This is a genomic window from Ornithinimicrobium sp., assembly GCF_030537745.1.
In the GTDB taxonomy this organism is placed as follows: Bacteria; Actinomycetota; Actinomycetes; order Actinomycetales; family Dermatophilaceae; genus Ornithinicoccus.
Map to the genome: position 1 here is coordinate 1 of NZ_JAUNVI010000051.1, position 18,458 is coordinate 18,458.

Genomic DNA, 18,458 nt, shown 5'->3' on the forward strand with positions numbered 1-18,458 from the left:
GGCCAGGGCGACCGTTCGGTGTGGCCAAAACTCCCGTTCGGTGTGGCTGGGGCGACCGTTCGGTGTGGCTGGGGGGCACCCTGCGTTGTCATGCGGGCCAGGCTGCTCTATTCTCACCGCACCGAGCCTGCGCTGGCCATTGCCAGCTGGCACCAGAAGATGGAAGGGGACCCAGTGACCAACTCGAAGAAGGACACTGCTCCACAACTGCGCGTGCGCGAGGGTGAGGAGGCGTGGACCGCCGGCGAGATCGCGGAGGTCCGCGAGGAGCTGGAGGTCGAGGAGGCACGCCTGACCAAGGAGGTCGAGGTTGCCGAGCAGGAGCTCGTCGAGCTGATGCGCAGTTTTGGTGACGGTGCGGGGGACGACCAGGCCGACGCGGGTGCCGCGACCTGGGAGCGGGAGCACGAGCTGTCGATCACGCAGAACGCCAAGGACCTGCTCACGCAGACGCGGCATGCGCTGGCGAGGATCGCTGACGACACCTATGGCGACTGCGAGGCGTGCGGCACACCCATCGGCAAGATGCGGCTGATGGCGTTCCCACGTGCGATCCTGTGCCTGTCATGCAAGCAGAAGCAGGAACGCCGCTAACCACCGCACGCCACCCCCGTCGCGCCGCGCTGGCCCTTGGCCTGGGCGGGATGTGGCTCGCCCTGGACCAAGTGACCAAAGCTTGGGCCGAGCGGTCGTTGACCCAGGGCGAACCCATCGCGGTGGTCGGAGACCTCCTGCGCCTGCACCTGACCTACAACTCGGGGGCCGCTTTCTCGCTAGGCACGGGTTTCACGCCAGTGCTGACGGTGGTGGCGAGCATCATTTCGATCATCGTGATCTGGCAGGCGATCAAGGTCCGGAGCCTGCCGTGGGCCATCGCGCTGGGGTTGCTGCTCGGGGGAGCGACGGGCAACCTGGTTGACCGCTATTTCCGTGCCCCCTCTCCTGGGATGGGGCACGTCGTCGACTTCCTGCGACTGCCCAACTTCCCGATCTTCAACGTCGCCGACATCGGGGTGACGACAGCCGCCTGTCTCATCGCGCTCCTGGCCCTGCGCGGTTTCCACCCGGACGGCACCCGCGATGGACACGCTGCCGATGGGCCCGGTGTCAAGACCGACGCCAAGGCACGCTCGACCGACTCGCAGGAGGCCCGATGACCCAGTCACGCACCTTCTTGGTGCCGCAGGGCCTGGACGGCGAGCGGATCGACGCCGCGCTGGCCAGGCTCCTGGGTCTGTCCCGGTCCAAAGCGGCTGACCTCGCGGCAGGGGGGCACGTCCAGGTGGACGGCCGCCCGGTCGGCAAGTCCGATCGTGTCGTCGGCGGCAGCTTGGTCGACGTCGAGCTCCCGCCGGTCGTGCAGTCTGGGCTCCAGGTCATCGCCGAGCCGGTCGAGGGGATGCGCATCGTCTATGACGACACCGAGATCGTCGTCGTCGACAAGCCGGCCTTCGTGGCTGCACACCCCAGCGTCGGCTGGAGCGGGCCGACCGTCGTCGGGGGCCTCGCCGGCGTCGGATACCGGATCTCGACCTCAGGCGCATCCGAGCGTCAGGGCATCGTCCAGCGTCTCGACGCGGGCACCAGCGGCCTCATGGTCGTCGCCAAGTCCGAGCGGGCCTACACCGTGCTCAAGCAGGCCTTCCGCGACCGCGTCGTCGACAAGACCTACCACAGCCTGGTCCAGGGCCTCCCGGACCCACACGAGGGCACCATCGACGCGCCCATCGGCCGTCACACCGGGCATGACTACCGGTTTGCGGTCCGACGGGACGGCCGCCCCAGCATCACGCACTACACCCTGCTCGAGGCGCACCGCTCGGCCAGCCTGCTGCAGATCCAGCTGGAGACCGGACGCACCCACCAGATCCGCGTCCACTTCTCCGCCCTGAACCACCCCTGCTGCGGCGACCTCACCTACGGCGCCGACCCGACCCTGGCCAAGCGGCTGGGCCTGGAACGGCAGTGGCTGCACGCCTTCCACCTGGGCTTCCACCACCCCGGCAGCGGAGAGTATGTCGAGTTCAGCTCGCCCTACCCGCCGGACCTCGAGCTGGCCCTGGAGAAGGTCCGGGGCTAGCTCCTCGAGCCTGAGATGCCGCCTGCACAGCCGTTGAGCGGCGGCTCACCCGGCACGGTGCCGGGCACCTCATACCCTGTCGGTGAGCCCAACTAGGATCGGTCCCGATGTCAGCAGCCCCCAGCCCCTCGCAGAACTTCGTCCACCTGCACAACCACACCGAGTACTCCATGCTCGATGGTGCGGCCAGGATCGACGAGCTGGTCGGCGCTGCTGCCGACCTGGGCATGCCGGCGATCGCCACCACCGACCACGGCTACATCTTCGGTGCCTACGAGTTCTGGAAGGCCGGGCAGAAGCACGGCATCAAGTCGATCATCGGTCTGGAGGCCTACCTCACCCCTGGCACGCACCGCAGCGACCGCAACCGGGTCAAGTACGGCGACGGCGGCCGCAACGACGTCGCCGGTGGCGGCGCCTACACGCACATGACGATGCTGGCGCGCAACAACAACGGCATGCACAACCTCTTCCGCCTCGCCTCGCTGGCCTCGATCGAGGGCTTCTACCGCAAACCGCGCATGGATAAGGAGCTGCTGCAGACCTACGGCGAGGGCCTGATCGTCACGACGGGGTGCCCCTCCGGTGAGATCCAGACGAGGCTGCGCCTGGGGCAGTACGACCAGGCCGTCCAGGCAGGTTCGGACCTGAAGGACATCTTCGGCGCCACCAACGTCTACTGCGAGCTGATGGACCACGGCATCTCCATCGAACGCCAAGTCCGTGCGGACCTGCTCCGGCTGGCCAAGGATCTCCAGCTGCCGCTCCTGGCCACCAACGACCTGCACTACACCAAGCAGGAGGACGCCACCGCGCACGCGGCGCTGCTGTGCGTCCAGTCGGGGTCGACGCTGCAGGACCCCAACCGGTTCAAATTCGACGGAGACGGCTACTACCTCAAGACCGCGCAGGAGATGCGGCACATCTGGCGTGAGCTGCCCGAGGCCTGCGACAACACGCTTGAGGTGGCGGAGCGGTGCGAGGTCTCCTTCCAGCAGGGCGAGGGCCGCTATATGCCGCGCTTCCCCTGCCCCGAGGGGGAGGACGAGACCAGCTGGTTCCTCAAGGAGGTCGAGGCCGGCCTGCACCGGCGCTACCCCGAGGGAGTGCCGGACTATGCGCACAAGCAGGCGGCCTACGAGTCTGAGGTGATCATCAGCAAGGGTTATCCCGGCTACTTCCTGGTGGTCGCCGACTTCATCAACTGGGCCAAGAGCAACGGCATCAGGGTGGGGCCTGGGCGTGGCTCGGGCGCTGGCTCGATGTGCGCCTACGTGATGGGGATCACCGACCTGGACCCGGTGCCGCACGGCCTGATCTTCGAGCGCTTCCTCAACCCCGAGCGCCCTTCGATGCCTGACTTCGACGTCGACTTCGATGACCGGCGCCGCGCCGAGGTCATCCGCTACGTCACCCAGAAGTATGGCGATGACCGCGTCGCGATGATCGTCACCTACGGCACCATCAAGGCCAAGCAGGCGCTCAAGGACGCCTCCCGCGTGATGGGCTACCCCTTCGCGATGGGGGAGAAGCTGACCAAGGCGATGCCGCCGCCGGTGATGGCCAAAGACATCACGCTCACCGGGATCCAGGACGAGACCGACTCCAGGTATGGCGAGGCGCAGGAGTTTCGCGACCTGCTCGCCGAGGACCCGCATGCGGCGGAGGTCTTCGAGACCGCCAAGGGTATCGAGGGGCTGCGCCGCCAGTGGGGCGTGCACGCCGCCGGCGTGATCATGAGCAGCGAGCCGCTCATCGACCTCATCCCGATCATGCGCCGTGACCTGGACGGCCAGATCATCACCCAGTTCGACTACCCGATGTGCGAGGCGCTCGGGCTGGTCAAGATGGACTTCCTCGGGCTGCGCAATCTCACCGTCCTGGACGACGCGATCGCCAACATCAAGACCAACCGCGGCGAAGACATCGACCTGGACGTGCTGTCCAAGGACATGACTGACGAGCGCACTTATCAGCTGCTGAGCCGAGGCGACACGCTAGGCGTCTTCCAGCTCGACGGCAACGGGATGCGCCAACTGCTCAGGCTCATGCAGCCAGATCACTTCGAGGACATCTCCGCGGCGCTCGCGCTCTATCGGCCCGGCCCGATGGCAGCCAATGCGCACACCAACTTCGCCCTGCGCAAGAACGGCAAGCAGGAGCTCACCCCGCTCGATCCGCAGCTGAAGGGCAAGCTGCAGCCCGAGATGCAGGCCGCGCTGGAGCCGATCCTGCAGACCACCTACGGGCTGTGCGTCTACCAGGAGCAGGTGATGGAGATCGCGCAGAAGCTCGCGGGCTTCACCCTGGGCAAGGCCGACCTTCTTCGTCGCGCGATGGGCAAGAAGAAGAAGTCGGTGATCGACGCCGAATACATCCCCTTCTCCGACGGGATGAAGGCCAACGGATACAACGAGGCCTCGGTCGCGGCCCTGTGGGGCGTGCTCGTCCCGTTCTCCGACTACGCCTTCAACAAGGCGCACACCGCGGCCTACGGCGTCATCTCCTACTGGACCGGCTACCTGAAAGCCAACTACCCGGCCGAATACATGGCGGCGCTGCTCACCAGCGTGGGGGATGACAAGGACAAGACGGCCCTCTATCTCGCGGAGTGCCGCCGCCTCGGCATCTCGGTGCTGCCGCCCGACGTCAACGAGTCGATCGCGACGTTTGCGGCTGTCGGCGACGACATTCGGTTTGGGATGGCCGCCATCCGCAACGTCGGGCACAACGTGGTCCAGGCGGTGGTCAGCGCTCGTGAGGAGAAGGGCGCGTTCACTTCCTTCGAGGATTTCCTGCGCAAGTCACCGGCCGTGGTGTGCAACAAGCGCACGATCGACTCGCTCATCAAGGCTGGCTCCTTCGACGGCCTTGGGCATCCGCGCCAGGGCCTGGTCAGCGTGCATGAGAGGTATGTCGACGCCTTGGTCGATGAGAAGAAACAGGAAGCCATCGGTCAGGACAGTCTTTTCTCCGGCTTTGGTGTCGACGACGACGGCGAGGAGGACGCGGGGCTGCAGATCGTCACCCTGCCCCCGGTGCCCGACATCGAGTGGGAGAAGACCGCGCGGCTGGCCTTCGAGCGGGAGATGCTCGGTCTCTACGTGTCCGACCACCCGCTCAACGGGATCGAGCACATCCTCGCCCAGCACGCCAGCGCCTCCATCCTGGAGCTGGTCGGAGAGGACGGTGCCAAGGACGGCGACTTCGTCACCGTCGCCGGGCTGATGACCAACCTCCAGCTCAAGCGCACCAAGAACGGTGACCCTTACGCCCGTCTGGTCGTCCAGGACCTGGCCGGCTCCGTCGACGTCGTCTTCTGGCCCAAGACCTACATGACGATCTCCACGATGCTCGCCGAGGACGCGGTCGCGGTCATCAAGGGTCGGCTGAAGAAGGGCGATGACGGTGCCGAGCTGCTCGCCAACGAGCTCATGCTCCCCGACATCAAGCAGGGGCCGCGTGGGCCGGTGATCCTGGCGCTGCCGCTGTCCCGAGCCACCGACGGCCTCGCGCACAAGCTCAAGACCGTTTTGGCCAACCACCCAGGGGGCACCGAGGTGCGGGTGCAGCTGACCCAGCCCGGGCGCAGCGTCGTGCTCCGCCTGGACGAAACCCTGCGGGTGACCGCCTCTCCTGAGCTGTTCGGCGACCTCAAGGCCCTGCTGGGACCGGCGTGCATCAGCAGCTGAGGTGGACGGCGGCCGGGGTCGGCAAACCCGTCGGCGGAAGGTAGCGTGGGGCGGGTGACTGACAGCAGTAGCCGACCGACAGCGCCCGTCGCGCCCCGACGTGACACCGTCCGCAGCCACCACGGGGAGGACGTCACCGACTCCTACGAATGGTTGCGCGACAAGACTGATCCCGAGGTCATCGCGCACCTGGAGGCCGAGAACGCCTACACCGAGGCCGTGACCAGCCACCTCGAGGGGTTGCGTGGGCGCATCTTCACCGAGATCAAGGAACGCACCCAGCAGACGGACCTGACCGTGCCGGTGCGGCACCGCGACTGGTGGCACTACACCCGCACCATTGAAGGTCAGCAGTATGGCGTGCACGCCCGGATCGCGGTCGGCGACTCCCCGGACCGTCCGGTCCTGGACCCCGGCGTCGTGCCGCAGGGAGAGCAGATCCTGCTCGACGGCAATGCCGAGGCCCAGGGTCAGGAGTTCTTCTCACTTGGCGCCTATGACGTGAGCGCGGACGGGGAGCTGCTCGCCTACGCGGTCGACTCCTCCGGGGACGAACGCTTTGACCTGCGGATCAAGGACCTGAGCACCGGCGAAGTGATCGACGAGGCCGTCACCGGCATCGGCTACGGCACCGCCTGGTCAGCCGACTCCAGCACGATCTTCTACACCCGAGTCGACGACGCCTGGCGTCCCCACCAGGTCTGGAGGCACGAGGTTGGGGGCTCCGCGGACGAGGACGTGCTCGTCTACCAGGAGGACGACGAGCGTTTCTGGATGGGCATCGGCGCCTCCCGGGACGACCGGCACATCATGATCGGGCTCGGTTCCAAGAACACCTCTGAGGTGCGGTTGCTGCCGAGCGAGGACCCCACCGGCGAGTTTCGCGTGGTCGCCCCGCGCGAAGAGGGCGTCGAGTATGACGTCGACCCGGCCGGCGACCACCTGTGGGTGGTGCACAACAAGGTCCACCGCGATTTCGAGCTGGCGGTCGCGCCGCTGGGCGCCACCTCCTCCGAGCAGTGGCGGACCGTTATCGAGGGCGAGGACGGCATCCGCCTCAGCGGCGTCGAGGCGTTCTCCGGGCATGTGGTGCTCTCGCTGCGCGAGAACGGCCTCACCCAGTTGCAGATCTTGCCGCTGTCCGTCGACGGCCGCCCCGTGGGCCGTGGCTACCAGGTGCCGGTCGAGGAAGAGGTCTACACGATCGAGACCAGCAGCAACCCGACCTATGACACCGACGCGCTGCTCGTGGTCATCGAGTCGCTGGTCACGCCGAGCAGCGTCTACGAGCTCGACCTCCTCAGCGGCGCGCTCGAGCTCCTCAAGCGCCAGCCCGTGCTCGGTGGCTACGACCCAGACGACTACCAGCAGCACCGGTTGTGGGCGACCGCTTCCGATGGCACCCGGGTCCCGATCTCGCTGGTCGCGCGCAAGGGTGTCACGCCGGACGGGACCAACCCCGGCCTGATCTACGGCTACGGCTCCTACGAGATCTCTATCGACCCCTACTTCTCCGTGTCCCGCCTCTCCTACCTCGACCGTGGAGTCGTCTACGCCATCGCGCACATCCGCGGCGGCGGCGAGATGGGGCGCGGGTGGTACGAACAGGGTCGGCTGGAGCACAAGACCAACACCTTCACCGACTTCGTGTCCTGCGCGGACGAGCTGGTCGAGTCCGGCTGGGTCGCGCCGGACCGGTTGGCGGCCGAGGGCCGCTCGGCGGGCGGTCTGCTCATGGGAGCGATCCTCAACCTCGCGCCGGAGCGTTTCCGGGTGGTGCACGCGGGGGTGGCCTTCGTCGATGCGTTGTCCACGATCCTGGACCCGACGCTGCCGCTGACCGTCGGGGAGTGGGAGGAGTGGGGCAACCCTCTGGAGTCCGCCGAGATCTACCAGCTCATGCGCGGCTACACGCCCTACGAGAACATCCGTGCGGTGGACTATCCGGCGATCCTGGCCACCACCGGGCTCAACGACACCCGCGTCTTCTTTGTCGAGCCGGCCAAGTGGGTCGCCCGTCTGCGTGAGACCGTCACCAGCGACCCGGCCTGCGCCCCCATCCTGCTTAAGACCGAGATGGTCGCCGGGCACGGCGGCAAGACCGGTCGGTATGACGCGTGGCATGAGGTCGCGTTCGAGATCGCCTTCATGCTCGACCAGTTGGGCGCCACGCAGACCAGCTGATCGATGCCGCAGTGCTCTTGCCTGCAGCAGCTGGTCGACTCATCGAGCGGGACGCGGGTCCTAGACTGAGCGGCATGGGCCAGGCCGCGACAACCGCAGTCTCCGGCTGCAGCTTTTGCAGGATCGTCGCCGGTCAGGACGAGGCGCAGCTCGTGCTCGAGACGCACGAGATCGTCGCCTTCCTCGACCGTCGACCTGTCTTCAAAGGACATGTCCTGGTGGTGCCCCGACAGCACGTGGACACCCTCACCGACCTGCCCCAGGAGCAGATTCAGCCGCTCTTCTCCGCCGCCAGCGCGGTGGCGCAAGCGGTCAAGGACGGGCTGGGTGCGCAAGGCTCATTCGTGGCAGTCAACAACACGGTGAGCCAGTCGGTGCCGCACCTGCACGTGCATGTCGTGCCACGGACCAAAGGTGACGGTCTTCGCGGCTTCTTCTGGCCACGCACCACGTATGCCGAGGGCGAGCCCGAGGACTATGCACACAGGTTGCGCGAGGCCTTGGCCCACCCGCCGGGCCTGCGTTAGGCCGCCGAGTCAGCCCGATGTTAACTTAGGTTAACAATCGCCACTGAACGCCGAGTGTCGACACCCAAGGCTTCTCGAAAGATCCGTGTGGACCAGAGCCCCATGACAACCGTCAACGACAACGCCTCAACGTCGGTGGAGAAGCCTGAGAAGCACCTGCGGTGGCTGCTCGGCCCCGCGTTCGTTGCTGCGATCGCCTATGTCGATCCGGGCAACGTGGCCGCCAACCTGTCAGCCGGAGCGGAGTTCGGCTACCTGCTGGTGTGGGTGCTCGTGGTGGCCAATGCCATGGCTGTGATCGTGCAATACCTCTCGGCCAAACTGGGGTTGGTGACCGGCAAAAGCCTGCCGGAGCTGCTGGGGGAGCGGTTGCCCCGGACGGGGCGTCTCCTCTTCTGGTCTCAGGCGGAGCTGGTCGCGGCCGCTACGGACCTTGCCGAAGTCATCGGTGGCGCCATCGCGCTGCAGATCCTCTTCGACCTTCCGTTACTGCTGGGTGGCCTCATCGTGGGCGTCATCTCCATGATCATCCTGCAGGTCCAGGACCGAAACGGGCAGCGGCCCTTCGAGTTCGTCGTCATGGCCCTGTTGGCGATCATCACCGTCGGGTTCATGGCTGGTCTGGTGGTCAGCCCCGTGAGTTGGAGCGAGACGGCGGCTGGGTTAGTGCCCCGTTTCGAGGGGTCACGGACGGTCTTGCTGGCGGCGAGCATGCTGGGCGCGACGGTGATGCCGCACGCCATCTACCTGCACTCGGCATTGTCACGGGACCGTCATGGCGTAAATGTGGAGCCACCTCGGGTGCGGCGCTTGCTGACCGCCACCCGGTGGGACGTGGGTTTTGCCCTGGTCATCGCCGGATCCGTCAACGTCGCCATGCTGCTGCTGGCTGCCTCATCCCTCCCGGGTGTCGCCGGGACCGAGACCATCACGGGCGCGCACAGGGCGATCGAGACGGCGCTGGGACCCGTCATCGGGGTCATCTTCGGCATCGGGCTGCTGGCCTCCGGTCTGGCATCGACCTCGGTGGGCTGTTATGCCGGTGCCACGATCATGAAGGGACTTCTGCACGTCCGCATCTCGTTGCTGGCCCGGAGGGGCATCACGCTCATCCCGGCCCTGATCATTCTCGCCGTCGGGTTCGACCCGACCCTGGCGCTGGTCCTGAGCCAGGTGTTCCTCTCCCTCGGCATCCCCTTTGCCCTCATCCCGCTGCTCTGGCTCACCAGTCGCAAGGCGCTCATGGGCGAATTCGTCAACCGGCTGCCGATGCGCGTGATTGCGCTCCTGGTGACGGTGGCCATCGTCGCCCTCAACCTGCTCCTGATCTACCTGACAATCACCGGGCAGGACTGAGGGCACCATGCCGGACGGACAGGCGGATCTCGTGGGGACCGGAGACATCTCGAGCACGGCGCAGGATCACCTCAAGGTGATCTGGTCGGCGCTGGAGTGGCAAGGCTCGCCCACCACCATCAAGGGGCTGGCTGATCGCTTCGGCACCACTGCGGCCGCGGCGTCCGCTACGGTCAAGCGACTCGTTGGCCAGGGCCTGCTGGTTCATGAGCCGTACGGCCCCATCCTGCTGACGCCGGCCGGAGAGCATCTGGCGCTGATGATGGTTCGTCGTCACCGGCTCATCGAGACCTTCCTCGTGGAGCATCTCGGATACAGCTGGGACGAGGTGCATGACGAGGCTGAGACCTTGGAGCATGCTGCCTCCGATCTCATGATGGAACGGATCGATGCCCTCCTGGGTCACCCGGTCGTTGATCCGCACGGCGACCCCATACCCACCAGGGCAGGGGTCGTCAGCTATCCGGCTGGTGCCCGGCGACTATCCGAGGCCACGCCCGGGGAGCACCGCGTCACGCGCATCGCCGACGACAGCTCAGAGCTGCTTTCGCGGCTCGACTCCACCGGGGTCGGCAGGGGTGCCGTCGTGACAGTCGTTGCGCAGGATGGCGCGGGCACGATCGTCCGCATCGGGGACCGGGAGCTCGTCCTGACGCCCGAGGCCGGGCGCTCCATCATCGTGGTCGACCGCTGATCCATCGATGGAAGGGTTCGCGTCACCTCTCGGCGGCGCGAAGACCCAGCGACGCTGCACCAAATAACTGGCGAAGAAGAGCACGGTGTCCACGAGGATCTTGGCCCACACCACGTGATGGCCGAGCAGGTTCGCCGCGCCGGTGGTCAACAGCCAGGAGGCCGTGAGCAGGACGCCCGCGAGCACGACATACCTTCCCAACGAACGCGGCACCTTGGCGCCGGTGCGGAAGACGAAGAAGTGGTTGACGGCGTAATTGGCCAGCGCGGAGACGACGCGTGCGGTGAGCGTGGCGATCCCGACCGCGCGCAGCGTGGGATGCCCGTCGAAGGCGCCGTCCATCACCGCGACGAAGGTCAGGATGTCAATGAGGAAGCCGAGTCCTGAGGTCAGCACGAAGATGCCCAGCTGCCGCAGGATCGCGGCGTAGATCACCGCCGAGTCTCGCACCGGACGGAAGTGCGACGTGGAGTTCTGGCCGCCCTCATAGATGGTCTCGATAGGGATAGGCACGATGTGTGCGCCGGTGGTGAGCAGGTGCATGATCGCGCGCATCTCGTGGTCGAAACGCTCTCCGGGCACGTCCAGCAGTTCGGGCAGCAGATCGGCGGTCATCCCGCGCAGACCCGTCTGGGTGTCGGGGAGCCGTCGACCAAAGAGCGCGCTGATCAGGGCTGTGGTCACCTTGTTGCCAAGTCGGCTGCGCAGCGGGATCTGGGGCAGGTCGAAGTCGCGCTCGCCCAGCACGCACAGCCGCTGGGTGCCCGGTGCCCTTTGCGTGAGCACCTCGGCCACCCGACGGATATCGGCGACAGTGTGCTGCCCATCGGCGTCCGCGGTGACGACCCCCGTCAGGCCTCCCTGGCGTTTGACGTGAGCCATCGCGGTCCTGATCGCCGCGCCCTTGCCCCGGTTGACCTCATGACGCAGCAACTCGACCCCGCTCACCTGGCCGACAGCGTCGAAGGTTTGTCGGTAGGCCGGGCCAGAGCCGTCGTCGACGACGAGGAGCCGGCCCAGCCCGGCAGCACTGAGCTCGGTGACGAGGTCCACCAGCCGCGGCGACGGCTCGTAGGCCGGGATGATGACGACCACACTGTCCAGACTCATGGCGTGATCACCATCGGCAGCTCCGTCTGTGCGCTGACGGGGACGCCGGCCAGCCGCGCCAGGTCGAGGGTATGCGGTCTCGGGTCGAGCAAGATCGTCACCTCACACGCGCCTAGCCGCTTGGGCAGGCGGGTGGCGTCGGGCTTGACGACGATCGGACGGACGTCCTGGTGGTTGAGGATGAAGCGTGTCATCCAGGTCCGGTAGCCGCCGTCCGTTCCCTCTTGCAGCAGACAGACGCGATCTTGGGGCGTGACGACGACTCCAGCAAGTGCGGACTGCAGCGCAACGCGCAGGTGCTGATCGGGCAGGTAGACCACGCCTCTGGGCGAGGTCAACGTGAGCGGGATCGCCATCACCAGTGCTGCCACCGCCACCTGTCCAGTGGCCAGGCGCGGCGTGCTGGCCCACCACGTCGCGACCAGAGCCAGGAGCACCACCATGATGACCAGGTGGATGGTGCCCTGGTAGCGGCGGAAGCCGGCGAGCTTCAACGCCTCGCCCAACGGCATCGAGAGCAGATACATCAGCGCCAGTGACACCTCCCATAGGAGGGCAGTCGTGAGCATCACGAAGAGCACTCGTCGATGATCCCGCGCCTCGATGGAACCGCTGCGGACCGCGAGGGCGCCCGCCAAGAGCAGGGCCGACAAGAGCAGCCAGAGCCAGCCGTCCAGCAGCACCTTGCCCAAGAAATCGCCCAGGATGCTGCGCAGGTCTGCCCCAGTCTTCGCGCCGAGCACCGCCTCGAAGCGGCTCACAGACACGCTGTGTTTCGACTCGTCCGCGGCGGGGAAGGTGGCCTGCACATGCCGTCCCCACAGCCACCAGAGCACCCAGGGGGCGGCCAGGGTCGTCGCCCACGCCGCACCCGAGCGCCAGCGTCGGTCCGACCGTGCCCAGGAGCGCCGCAGCAGGAGCACACTCAGCACGAGCACGATGGCCACGAAGAAGACACCGCTGCTCTTGACCGTCACCAGGGTGGCGCCGACAACCGCGAGCGGCCACGGCTGGAGCAGGATCTCCGTGCGGTGCAGGAGCACGAGGGTCAGGAGGGCACCGCCCAAGCCGGCGACGAGCGCGTCGACGAGAAGGCTCGCGGGCGAGGTCACGTGAGTGAGGAGCGCGACAACAGCCACGGCATACAGGGCCAGTCCGGCGGCCCACCGTCGACCGGTAGCGCAGGTCAGGGGCAGCGCACAGCTGACGATAAAGGTGCTGTGCGCGAGCATCGACACCCACTCGGCCCGCCCCAGGAGCAGGTTGGCCAGATAGGGCAGCCCGGCCCCGCCGAGGGGATAGGTGGTGAAGCCGACGACGTCGTCGGCAGGGGCGGGGAAGGCGTTGTCATCCAGCATGACCGACACGACGAGAGCCCAATGGCTGAAGTTGTCGTAGTGGGTGAACAGTTGACCGTGGAGGAGGACGGTGAGCAGCAGCACACTGACCGCAAATACCAGGAGTGCTGGCTCGCGGAGCGTCGCCACCACGTTGGCTCGGTCCAGGAGCAACTCACGCACCAAGATGGCGACGCTGGTCGCGACGATGGTGACCACGCCCACGACGAGATGACCCGAGAGTCCGGCGATGAAGACCGTCAGGGCCCACGCGCACAGAAGGAGGAGGGGATGCCAGCCGGCCGATAACTTGCTCGAGCGACGCAGCCAGCTCAGGGGCCCGACGAACAGCGCAGCGGTGGCCACTGCCCTGAGCAATCCCATCCGACCTCCCGCGGCTCGCTGGACCCGGGTGGTCTCACGACCCCTCAGTCAAACACGCAGCAGCGCGGCTGATCGACTCACTCGCCGCGCCGTGCCTCCTCAGACGTCGAAGTACATCTCGAACTCGTGCGGGTGCGGGCGGACACGGATGGGGTCGATCTCGTAGAGACGTTTGTAGTCGACCCAGGTGGTGAGCAGGTCCTCGGTGAAGACGTCTCCCTCGGTGAGGTAGGCGTGGTCGTCCTCGAGCGCCTCGAGCACCTCGGGCAGGGAGGTCGGCAGCTGGGCGATGCCCTGCAGCTCCTCCGGCGGCAGCTCGTAGAGGTCCTTATCGATCGGGTCTGGCGGCTCGATGCGGTTGCGGATGCCATCCAGCCCCGCCATCAGCTGGGCTGCGAAAGCCAGGTAGGGGTTGGCCGACGGGTCCGGCACGCGATACTCGATGCGCTTGGCCTTCGGGCTGGTGCCGGTCACCGGGATGCGGACGCAGGCCGAACGGTTGCGGGCCGAGTAGACCAGGTTGATGGGCGCCTCATACCCGGGCACCAGCCGGTGGTAGGAGTTCATCGACGGGTTGGTGAAGGCCAGCAGCGACGGGCCGTGCGAGAGGAGGCCGCCGATATACCAGCGGGCGATGTCGGATAGGCCGCCGTAGCCGGTCTCGTCGTAGAACAGCGGCTCGCCGTCCTTCCAGAGCGACTGGTGCGTGTGCATCCCGGACCCGTTGTCGCCGAACAGCGGCTTGGGCATGAAGGTTGCGGTCTTGCCCTGGGCCCACGCGCTGTTCTTGATGACGTACTTGAACTTCATCATGTCGTCGCCGGCGAGCAGCAGCGTGTTGAAGCGGTAGTTGATCTCCTGCTGACCAGCGGTGCCGACCTCGTGGTGCGAGCGCTCGACGTGCAGGCCGACGGAAGACATTTCCAGGCCCATCTGGTCGCGGATGTCGGCGAAGTGGTCCACCGGCGGCACCGGGAAGTAGCCACCCTTGAACCGGGTCTTGTAGCCGCGGTTGCCGCCCTCCTCCGCGCGGCCGCTGTTCCACGCCGCCTCGATGGAGTCGATGTAGTAGTAGCTGCCCTGCGGCTCGGAGGCGAACCGGATGTCGTCGAAGACGTAGAACTCGGCTTCCGCGCCGAAGAAGGCGGTGTCCGCGATCCCCGTCGAGCGCAAGTAGTTCTCAGCGCGTCGGGCGATCTGGCGCGGGTCGCGCTCATAGGGCTCGTCGGTGAAAGGGTCCACGATCGAGAAGTTCATGATGAGCGTCTTCTGGACACGGTAGGGGTCCAAGTAGGCGGTCTGCGGGTCCGGGATGAGCTTCATGTCCGACTCGTGGATCGACTTGAAACCGCGGATCGAGGAGCCGTCGAACATCTGGCCGGTGTTGAAGGCTTCCTCGTCGAAACTGTTGGCCGGCACATTGAAGTGCTGCATCACGCCGGGCAGATCGCAGAACCGGATATCGATGAACTTGACGTCCTGCTCCTTGATATAGGTCAGGACCTCCTGGGCATTGCTAAACATGCTGCCTCCTCGTTGGTCGTGCTACCCGCGTGTTCAAGACCCTACGACCGTGTCGTTAACTGCTCGTCACGGCCGTGTTTCGGCGATGTTTCGTGACGTAGGTTGGGAGCTGTGACCAGTCCGTGGGCCTCTGCAGAAATCTACCCTGACCTGCCGCCCAGTGGCGCGGGTGCAGTCGCGCCGCTGTCCCGCAGGATCGTGGCGATCCTGGTCGACTGGACACTGTGCCAACTCATCGCGGTGGGTCTTCTGGGTATGCAGTGGGGCCAGGTCAGCGGCACCGAGTCCTTCTATCCGCTGGCGGTGCTGTTTGTGGAGAACGCCATCCTGGTCCCCACCGTGGGCGCGACGCTCGGGCACCGGCTTCTCGGGATCAAGGTCGTCCGTCTCGATGCCACTGGCGTGATGGCGGCTCGCGGGATCTCGGCGGATGGGCCCGGTGTTGCGGGGCTCCCGTCCCTGGGCCGCTCGGTCCTGCGCGCTTTCCTGCTGTGCCTGGCGATCCCGCCACTGATCATGGATTCACGCCTGCGCGGACTGCACGACAAGGCCGCTGGGACGGTCGTGGTCCGCAGCAGGTGAGCCGGCGGCGCTCTGCCAGTGCGACAGGGACGAGCGCCAGGTGAGCATCGCCATGGTGACGAAGACCACGGCATACAGCAGGCCCGAGGCATAGCTCGCCCACTGCGACAGACCGGACCCGACGAACTCGAGCAGCACCCAGCCGATGATGGCCGGCCCCAGCCAACGCGGCCCGAGCTGGCCGCGCCACAACGCGATCCCGATCAGGACCAGACCAAGGACGGTGCCGAGCAGGCCCATCAGCATGAACGGCAGACCCGCCCCCTTCTCTCCTCGTTGCAGGACAGCACTGTAGGCCTCGAGCGAGCTGAGGTCGGCCGCCATCGACAGCATGACGATCCGGACTCCGCCGTAGACCGCGTGTCCGAAGGCGCCGAGCAGCACGAGGATCCCGCCGAGCGTGGCTAGCACCGGTGTCCGGCTGCGCGCCAGATGAGCCAACCCCACCACCCCGACGGCCAGGAAGAGCTGGGCAAAGGTGAAGGCCAGTGAGGACACGGTCGCCGTGCCCAGGTCGGCGGCGATTGCTTGGAGCCGCTCGGCGTGACCGCCGGAGAAGTCGGGCATGAGAAGGACGCTGATAACGGTCAGCACCGCGCCGACGAGCAGAGAGGCGGAAACGGTGGCGCGGATGATGCGGGCGGTCATGGTGTGCTCCTGGTTTTGAGTGCGCGCCGACCGCTGTGGCCGGCTGTCACCGACGCTAGGGAAGACACCGGCCTTTGCGGATCGCCCGTTAGGCGGCGACCCCGATCACCGTCCGACTCACTGCGGGCGCCACGGCATACCTCCATGGGCGGCGTGCAGGGTCAACTTTTGGATGACGACAGGCCTCGCCTTGCGGCCCTAGATTGGCCCTATGGTCGACATGACGCGCGGGAGGTGGGCCTTTGACATCGGCCTGGCCCTGCTGCTCGTTGTGCTCGGCCTCGTGGAGGTCTGGCTGCCGCTGGCATCAGTGATGGGCGAGGGGTCGCCGATCATCAGCACCATCGGGGTGCTCTGGTTCCACCTCCTGCACCTCACCCAGCGACGGGCGCACCCGTGGGTGGCCCTCGCGGGGCTCCTCGTCTGGCCGGTCCTGAGCGTGCTAAACGGTGGGCAGGTGCAGGTGCTCTTCTTCGGGCAGCTGGTGCCGATCATGGTGCTGGTCTTCTCCCTGGCCCGGCATGCGCCGAGCCCGTTGCGATGGATCGCGGGCGGTTGCGGAATAGTGCTCATCACCGCCGCCGACCTTTCGATTCCGGTGCTCCGGGAGTCGACCGAGATCCTGTTCCACTGGGGCGCTTTGACGCTGTCCTACGTCGCCGGCCACATGCTGCGCGTCTCGGCAGAACGCACCGCGGAGCACGCCGTCCGCGCCCACACCGCTGAGGCAAGCGCACGCGAGAGCGCACTGATCGCGATCGCCTCCGAACGCGCTCGGATCGCGCGCGAGTTGCATGACATCGTGGCCCACTCCGTGGGGGTGATGGTGGTGCAGGCGGGGGCGGCGGAGCAGGTCGTCGAGGATGACCCGGAGTTTGCGCGGCGGGCGCTCGCCACGATCTGTTCCACCGGGTCCTCGGCGCTGGGGGAGATGCGTCGCCTCGTCGGGGTGCTGCGTGACCCGGACGTCGGACACGACCTTGCCCCTCAACCTGGCGTCGCGGCCCTGGGCGACCTGGTCGAGCGGGCCCGTGAGTCCGGCCTCGAGGTCGACCTCGAGGTGACCGGCCAGCGACCGCACCTGCCCGCCGGGCTGGACCTCACGGCATACCGGATCGTCCAGGAGGCACTCACCAACGTGCGCCGCCACTCGCAGGCGACCCGTGCGCTCGTGGTGATGGACTACGGCCCGGAAACTCTGGAGATCTGCGTCAGTGACCACGGACCTGCGGCACCCAGCGGCGGGGCGCCGGGCCACGGGCTGCTGGGGATGCGTGAGCGCGCCTCGCTCTTCGGCGGGCAGGTCGAGGCGGGTGCCCAGGGGCACGGCTTTCAGGTGCGAGCGGTGCTGCCGCTGGAGCGGGTATGACGAAGGAGCTGGTGGTGTGACGAGCTCGGCGCCGTCGGCGCCCCTCTCGGTCGTCGTCGTCGATGACCAGGAGCTGGTGCGGACCGGCTTCCGGCTCATCCTCGAACGCGCCGGCCTGGACGTGCTCGGCGAGGCCGGTGACGGCGTCGAGGCGGTTGAGGTAGTCCGTGAGGTGCGCCCGGACGTCGTGCTGATGGACATCCGGATGCCGCGGCTGGACGGTGTCGAGGCGACCCGGCGGATCCAGGCCCTGGTCGGCCGACGACCGCGGATCCTGGTGCTGACGACCTTTGACCTGGACGAGTATGTCTATGCAGCCGTGCGTGCCGGTGCCTCCGGCTTCCTGCTCAAAGACGTGCCGCCGGCAGACCTCGTGCACGCGGTGGGCGTGGTCGCCAGAGGTGACTCCATCGTGGCGCCTTCGCTGGTCGCCCGGCTGCTGACGGAGTTTGCGTCCCGACCGCCCCTGGGGGCGCTTCCCGAGGTGATGGAGAGCCTCACCGAGCGGGAGTTGGAGGTCACGCGGCTGGTGGCACGCGGATTGTCCAACGCCGAGATCGGTGCTCGGCTGTTTCTGAGTGAGGCCACCGTCAAGACCTATCTCTCCCGCCTGCTGTCCAAACTGCATCTGCGCGACCGCGTGCAGGTAGCCGTCCTGGCTTATGAGAGCGGACTGGTCCGCATCGGGGATCCGTGAGCCCTCCAGCCTTGCTCACGACAGCCGGCGGAGGCGGGACCCTGGTCCTTGCACGCCTGAAGCCGGGTGGCTCCGCAAGTGGGCCGGCTCCGCGCGCGCTCGTCGTGAGGCGGCATACGGGCCCAGTTCCTCGCGCGCGATGCTGGCGCGACACGACCAGCGGGCGCCTGTGCCGTGCGTGTGCCACTCGTCTGAGTGGGTTGTGCCGGCTGACTCGGCCCGTGCCGTGCGTGAGCCACTCGCCTGAGTGGGTTGTGCAGGCTGAGCCCGCCTG

General features: G+C 67.1%; 14 protein-coding genes and 1 pseudogene. 11 read left to right on the forward strand and 4 right to left on the reverse strand.

Going from position 1 to position 18,458, the window contains the following annotated elements:
- Window positions 1–174: 174 nt before the first annotated feature.
- The 8 genes from Q4P07_RS10775 (at window position 175) to Q4P07_RS10810 (ending at window position 10,533) form a co-directional block, all read left to right on the forward strand.
- The gene (locus Q4P07_RS10775) at window positions 175–594 is read left to right on the forward strand and encodes a TraR/DksA C4-type zinc finger protein (protein ID WP_303374921.1); all 420 of its coding nucleotides are present in this window, start codon (window positions 175–177) and stop codon (window positions 592–594) included.
- Window positions 567–1,157 (forward strand): signal peptidase II, encoded by a 591-nt coding sequence (gene lspA, locus Q4P07_RS10780; protein ID WP_303374922.1) that lies wholly within the window; start codon window positions 567–569, stop codon window positions 1,155–1,157. Before Q4P07_RS10775 ends, lspA begins: the two co-directional genes overlap by 28 nt.
- Entirely contained in the window at window positions 1,154–2,080 is a 927-nt protein-coding gene (locus Q4P07_RS10785; protein WP_303374923.1) for an RluA family pseudouridine synthase, read from the forward strand. The genes lspA and Q4P07_RS10785 overlap by 4 nt, the downstream gene beginning before the upstream one ends.
- A 107-nt stretch (window positions 2,081–2,187) precedes the next feature.
- Window positions 2,188–5,772 carry a DNA polymerase III subunit alpha gene (gene dnaE, locus Q4P07_RS10790; RefSeq protein WP_303374924.1) on the forward strand — a complete coding sequence of 1,195 codons (3,585 nt, stop codon included), beginning with the start codon at window positions 2,188–2,190 and terminating at the stop codon, window positions 5,770–5,772.
- 54 nt (window positions 5,773–5,826) lie between these two features.
- A complete protein-coding gene (locus Q4P07_RS10795; protein ID WP_303374925.1) occupies window positions 5,827–7,956 on the forward strand; it encodes a S9 family peptidase in 2,130 nt (709 codons plus the stop codon).
- 74 nt (window positions 7,957–8,030) lie between these two features.
- Window positions 8,031–8,483: an HIT family protein gene (locus Q4P07_RS10800; RefSeq protein WP_303374926.1), complete on the forward strand. Its 453-nt coding sequence runs from the start codon at window positions 8,031–8,033 to the stop codon at window positions 8,481–8,483.
- A 102-nt stretch (window positions 8,484–8,585) separates the two neighbouring features.
- Entirely contained in the window at window positions 8,586–9,839 is a 1,254-nt protein-coding gene (locus tag Q4P07_RS10805) for an Nramp family divalent metal transporter (protein WP_303374927.1), read from the forward strand.
- A gap of 7 nt (window positions 9,840–9,846) precedes the next feature.
- Window positions 9,847–10,533, forward strand: a complete 687-nt coding sequence (locus tag Q4P07_RS10810; RefSeq protein ID WP_303374928.1) for a metal-dependent transcriptional regulator — start codon at window positions 9,847–9,849, stop codon at window positions 10,531–10,533.
- A 51-nt stretch (window positions 10,534–10,584) separates the two neighbouring features.
- On the opposite strand, the pseudogene Q4P07_RS10815 reads toward Q4P07_RS10810, so the two are convergent.
- The 3 genes and pseudogenes from Q4P07_RS10815 to glnA all read right to left on the reverse strand — a co-directional run.
- Window positions 10,585–11,643 (reverse strand): annotated as a pseudogene (locus tag Q4P07_RS10815) (glycosyltransferase); the annotation flags it as partial.
- Window positions 11,640–13,364, reverse strand: coding sequence for a hypothetical protein (locus Q4P07_RS10820; protein ID WP_303374929.1), 1,725 nt, complete (start codon window positions 13,362–13,364; stop codon window positions 11,640–11,642). The gene Q4P07_RS10820 and the pseudogene Q4P07_RS10815, both read right to left, overlap by 4 nt.
- Before the next feature lie 99 nt (window positions 13,365–13,463).
- Window positions 13,464–14,888, reverse strand: a complete 1,425-nt coding sequence (glnA, locus tag Q4P07_RS10825) for a type I glutamate--ammonia ligase (protein ID WP_303374930.1) — start codon at window positions 14,886–14,888, stop codon at window positions 13,464–13,466.
- A gap of 111 nt (window positions 14,889–14,999) precedes the next feature.
- Here glnA and Q4P07_RS10830 point away from each other — a divergent pair, with 111 nt between their 5' ends.
- Entirely contained in the window at window positions 15,000–15,470 is a 471-nt protein-coding gene (locus Q4P07_RS10830; protein ID WP_303374931.1) for an RDD family protein, read from the forward strand.
- Here the strand turns inward: Q4P07_RS10830 and Q4P07_RS10835 are convergent.
- A complete protein-coding gene (locus Q4P07_RS10835; RefSeq protein ID WP_303374932.1) occupies window positions 15,411–16,118 on the reverse strand; it encodes a hypothetical protein in 708 nt (235 codons plus the stop codon). The two genes, Q4P07_RS10830 and Q4P07_RS10835, sit on opposite strands and share 60 nt — an antisense overlap.
- A 211-nt stretch (window positions 16,119–16,329) precedes the next feature.
- Here Q4P07_RS10835 and Q4P07_RS10840 point away from each other — a divergent pair, with 211 nt between their 5' ends.
- Window positions 16,330–17,487 (forward strand): sensor histidine kinase, encoded by a 1,158-nt coding sequence (locus Q4P07_RS10840; RefSeq protein ID WP_303374933.1) that lies wholly within the window; start codon window positions 16,330–16,332, stop codon window positions 17,485–17,487.
- Window positions 17,488–17,503: 16 nt separating this feature from the next.
- The gene (locus Q4P07_RS10845; RefSeq protein ID WP_303374934.1) at window positions 17,504–18,184 is read left to right on the forward strand and encodes a response regulator transcription factor; all 681 of its coding nucleotides are present in this window, start codon (window positions 17,504–17,506) and stop codon (window positions 18,182–18,184) included.
- Window positions 18,185–18,458: the final 274 nt, after the last annotated feature.

What these genes read in the sequence shown, in the direction of transcription:
- Q4P07_RS10840 (WP_303374933.1), top strand. Translation starts at nt 16,330, where the DNA reads ATGGTCGACATGACGCGCGGGAGGTGGGCCTTTGACATCGGCCTGGCC.
- Q4P07_RS10820 (WP_303374929.1), bottom strand. Translation starts at nt 13,364, where the DNA reads ATGGGATTGCTCAGGGCAGTGGCCACCGCTGCGCTGTTCGTCGGGCCC.
- Q4P07_RS10835 (WP_303374932.1), bottom strand. Translation starts at nt 16,118, where the DNA reads ATGACCGCCCGCATCATCCGCGCCACCGTTTCCGCCTCTCTGCTCGTC.
- Q4P07_RS10785 (WP_303374923.1), top strand. Translation starts at nt 1,154, where the DNA reads ATGACCCAGTCACGCACCTTCTTGGTGCCGCAGGGCCTGGACGGCGAG.
- glnA (WP_303374930.1), bottom strand. Translation starts at nt 14,888, where the DNA reads ATGTTTAGCAATGCCCAGGAGGTCCTGACCTATATCAAGGAGCAGGAC.
- dnaE (WP_303374924.1), top strand. Translation starts at nt 2,188, where the DNA reads ATGTCAGCAGCCCCCAGCCCCTCGCAGAACTTCGTCCACCTGCACAAC.
- Q4P07_RS10800 (WP_303374926.1), top strand. Translation starts at nt 8,031, where the DNA reads ATGGGCCAGGCCGCGACAACCGCAGTCTCCGGCTGCAGCTTTTGCAGG.
- Q4P07_RS10810 (WP_303374928.1), top strand. Translation starts at nt 9,847, where the DNA reads ATGCCGGACGGACAGGCGGATCTCGTGGGGACCGGAGACATCTCGAGC.
- lspA (WP_303374922.1), top strand. Translation starts at nt 567, where the DNA reads ATGCAAGCAGAAGCAGGAACGCCGCTAACCACCGCACGCCACCCCCGT.
- Q4P07_RS10805 (WP_303374927.1), top strand. Translation starts at nt 8,586, where the DNA reads ATGACAACCGTCAACGACAACGCCTCAACGTCGGTGGAGAAGCCTGAG.